The sequence below is a fragment of the Nibrella saemangeumensis genome (genome assembly GCF_039541915.1).
GTDB lineage: Bacteria > Bacteroidota > Bacteroidia > Cytophagales > Spirosomataceae > Nibrella > Nibrella saemangeumensis.
Genome location: NZ_BAABHD010000054.1, coordinates 1 through 3,149, shown reverse-complemented (window position 1 = coordinate 3,149; position 3,149 = coordinate 1). Strand labels below are relative to the sequence as shown.

General features: G+C 49.3%; 6 protein-coding genes. All 6 read left to right on the top strand.

What is annotated here, in order from left to right; translation table 11 throughout:
- A partial coding sequence (gene mobV / locus ABD949_RS18335) for a MobV family relaxase (protein WP_345245620.1) occupies window positions 1–981 on the top strand: 981 nt, incomplete at its 5' end.
- 207 nt (window positions 982–1,188) lie between these two features.
- A complete protein-coding gene (locus ABD949_RS18330; protein ID WP_345245618.1) occupies window positions 1,189–1,770 on the top strand; it encodes a replication/maintenance protein RepL in 582 nt (193 codons plus the stop codon).
- On the top strand, window positions 1,770–1,964 hold the full coding sequence (locus ABD949_RS18325) for a type II toxin-antitoxin system HicB family antitoxin (RefSeq protein WP_345245616.1): 195 nt from the start codon (window positions 1,770–1,772) through the stop codon (window positions 1,962–1,964). Before ABD949_RS18330 ends, ABD949_RS18325 begins: the two co-directional genes overlap by 1 nt.
- A gap of 13 nt (window positions 1,965–1,977) precedes the next feature.
- A complete protein-coding gene (locus ABD949_RS18320; RefSeq protein ID WP_345245614.1) occupies window positions 1,978–2,292 on the top strand; it encodes a hypothetical protein in 315 nt (104 codons plus the stop codon).
- 20 nt (window positions 2,293–2,312) lie between these two features.
- Window positions 2,313–2,639, top strand: coding sequence for a hypothetical protein (locus ABD949_RS18315; protein ID WP_345245612.1), 327 nt, complete (start codon window positions 2,313–2,315; stop codon window positions 2,637–2,639).
- 61 nt (window positions 2,640–2,700) lie between these two features.
- Window positions 2,701–3,012 carry a hypothetical protein gene (locus tag ABD949_RS18310; protein ID WP_345245610.1) on the top strand — a complete coding sequence of 104 codons (312 nt, stop codon included), beginning with the start codon at window positions 2,701–2,703 and terminating at the stop codon, window positions 3,010–3,012.
- Window positions 3,013–3,149 lie beyond the last annotated feature (137 nt).

The following is a 3,149-nucleotide window of genomic DNA, read 5'->3' as shown; positions in this document are numbered from 1 at the left end:
CCGGGCGGCAATGCCGGCGGATTGGGCCACCACCTGGAGCGGACCATGAAGGTACCCAACGCCGATCCGGAGCTGGCCAGGTACAACCAGCGGGTGATCGGCACGGGTGACCTGTGGAAGGACATTCAGCAGCGCATTCAGGAAGCGGGCATAACGCCCCGCAGCAACGCCGTCTATGCCGTGGAGCATCTGATTACGGCTAGCCCCGAGTTCTTTCGCCAGAGCGAGTATAAACGCTATTCTGAGCAGGGGCAGGCCCAGCTCTGGCAGCACTGGGACCGCTGGAAAGCTTTTCAGGAGCAGACCCTGCAATGGCTCACCGAGCGGTACGGCAAACAGAACATCGTGAGCTTTCACGTCCACCAGGACGAGCAGACCCCCCACATCCACGCGGTAATCGTTCCCATCGACGCCAAAGGCAAGCTGAATGCGCGGGCGTACTTCGGGGGCCGGGAGAAGCTGTCGCAGCTTCAGGACAGCTTTGCCCAGGCCGTAGAAGGGTTAGGGTTGGAAAGGGGGTTAAGGGGGAGTAAGGCCCAGCATATCGAGCGCAAGCAGTTCTACAGCGCCCTGCAGGAGCTCACGCCGGCTAGTAGTCCGAGCTTCACGGTGGAAGCTGGCCAGCCCATCCAACTGGAAAACCCACCGCTGTTCAACCGGGAGCAGTGGAAGCAGGCCGAAGAGGCCCGTATTAGCGCCGAACTTGCCCGTCAGGCGACGATCACCCGGCAGGCCGCCGAGAAGTACGCCCGAGACGTAGCGAAGCAGGAGCAAGCTAAAAAAGCGCGTCAGATCCAGACCATGCTGGAGGCCCGGGGTCAGAAACGGCAGAGCCAGGCCGAGCAGGAGCTGAAAGCCCTGAAAGCAGCCCTCAAACAGCAGGGCGTGGAGTACAAGAACGGTCAGTTGGTGAAGGCCCAGCCAGAAGAGAAAAAACAGCAGCAGCAAAGGCCAAAGAGGGGCTTTAGACCAAGGATGTAGCTAAAACTTATTTAAGAACCTAAGAAATAAGCCTTTGTAACACATTGATTATCAAGGGGGGTCATTTGTACCCTGTACAAATAGAACTTGTACCCTGTACAAGTTCTATTTGTACTTTCGGGGAAAAAAGTACAAATTTTGGTTGTGAAAGGGTAAACTTTTTTTTGTACCTTGCAGCAAAGATTTTAAAATAATACTTGTACTAATATGCCTACTAAGTACAAAAAAATAACTGATTTACCTGCTCATGATGAGAATCCATTTATTGATAAAGCCGTTAAAGACGTTAAAATCATCCAACGTCAGCAAATCATACATCCAAAGAACAGGGATGAAATTCAGATGATAACCTCAAGTGATGGAGAGGTAACTGGATATAGTGCTTTCATGCGCTATATCGAGGTAGATGAAGAAAAGTTTGCCAAGCTATACATCAGCCAATTAACCGCGTTTTGGGAATTAAACAAACAAGCTATGCGGGTATTTAGCTATATATTAACTGTCATAAAGCCAAAGCAAGACACTTTCCTTTTTGAAATGGACGAGTGCCTTAAGTACACCGGATATGCCTCTGAACAAAGTGTATTTCTAGGATTGACAGCACTCATAGAAGCGGGTATTATTGCCAGAAGCAACCGCCACTACAAGTATTTTATAAATCCTCTTGTTGTATTTAATGGTGATCGAGTAGCTTTCACAAAGATGTATGTGAAAAAAAAGAAAGAGAAAGACAAGGGGTCGCCTAACCAGCTAGATTTGTTTCAGTCAGAACCTTTAAAACTTGAGTAGTGAAGGAGCTAGCGTTTACTATAGAACCTGACAAGAACGGGGGTTATGTGGCCAAGAGCCGCCTGGAGAACGGCACGATCATCACTCAAGGCGACACCTTTGAGGAGCTAAAAGCCATGATCGCAGATGCTATTGACGGTTATTACTTCGACAATCCTGCTGAGAAGCCCCAATCAATCCAACTCAAATATTGATACATTTGCTTCCATGACCCCAGAGAAACGCCTTGATCAGTTAGAGCCTTTAGTAGCCGAGGTATCGGCTCAGTTAGATCGGGTAGCTGCCCAAAACCGCCAAGTGGTTGTGGCTATAAGCCAGGTTGCTGATGCAGTAACTAAGCAAAGTGATAACGTTCAATTCCTCCTGAAGGAAGTAGCCGATCTGAAAACCAGTCAATCCAAGTTAGAAGAAGGCCAAACTGATCTGAGTCAAAAAGTTAATAGTCTCAGCCAAAGGATGGATGGTATTAATCAGAACGTGGAGATGATCTTACAAATCTTACGCGCTGGTAACGGGCGGTAACCATACCTAAACATTCTTCTATGGACAATATTCAAGATGCAGACGCTGAAGAAGTTGAAGCTACTCCAACAGGTAAACGCCTAATTAGGAAGTCAGGGACGATTAAGGTTAAACTTACTCAAGGTAAGCAGCTAAAGGTTGATATCTTAGCTTACACGAGTATGCCTAGACTAATCACAGATCCTCGGATTACGCCCGCACAGCGGAAACAGCTAATGGAGCAGGAGGGTTATGAGATTAATGGCCGTTTTTATCCTTTAGGTGATATTGTGGATCGGCTTAAAGCCGCATTTGATGACATTCCGGAAGTAGTTGTTAAAACCGGATTCCTCGTTTGGAAAGATTGATACCGGATAGACTGCCACGTAGATACTTCTCCTTATCCGAACTTCAACTACTTTTGCAAGCATGACTCCTGAGCAACGCCTTGACCAGTTAGAACCCATCATTGCCGATATGGCCCGTAAGCAGGATCGCATGCTCGGCCAGATCGGTATCATCGTTGACCAGGTATCCCTGCACAACGTCAAGCTCGATGACCTTGCCCCGCGCGTGAGCAGTGTAGAGCGTAAGGTTGAAAGCGTGGCCAGCGCCGTGGCTAACTTGACGGTGCAGTCCAATCGGATGGAAGGCAAGGTAGATAGCTTACAAAATGAGATGACCAGCATCCGGCAGACGCAGGAAGCGATTCTGAAGCTTTTGCAGGAGCGTTTGAAATAGACTTGGCCGAACGTCAGCGGCTCTGCCGAGGGGCAACCGCGAGGATAGGCCACCCACGCGACGAGAGTCGCCCCAGCCTCGGATTGATAGCTCTAAGCCATCCGGGGCTTTTTTATGCGGTCCTCCCTTCGGTCGGG

Bases quoted from the DNA above. Each gene is read 5' to 3' on its own strand.
- ABD949_RS18320 (WP_345245614.1), top strand. From the start codon at position 1,978: ATGACCCCAGAGAAACGCCTTGATCAGTTAGAGCCTTTAGTAGCCGAG.
- ABD949_RS18315 (WP_345245612.1), top strand. From the start codon at position 2,313: ATGGACAATATTCAAGATGCAGACGCTGAAGAAGTTGAAGCTACTCCA.
- ABD949_RS18330 (WP_345245618.1), top strand. From the start codon at position 1,189: ATGCCTACTAAGTACAAAAAAATAACTGATTTACCTGCTCATGATGAG.
- ABD949_RS18310 (WP_345245610.1), top strand. From the start codon at position 2,701: ATGACTCCTGAGCAACGCCTTGACCAGTTAGAACCCATCATTGCCGAT.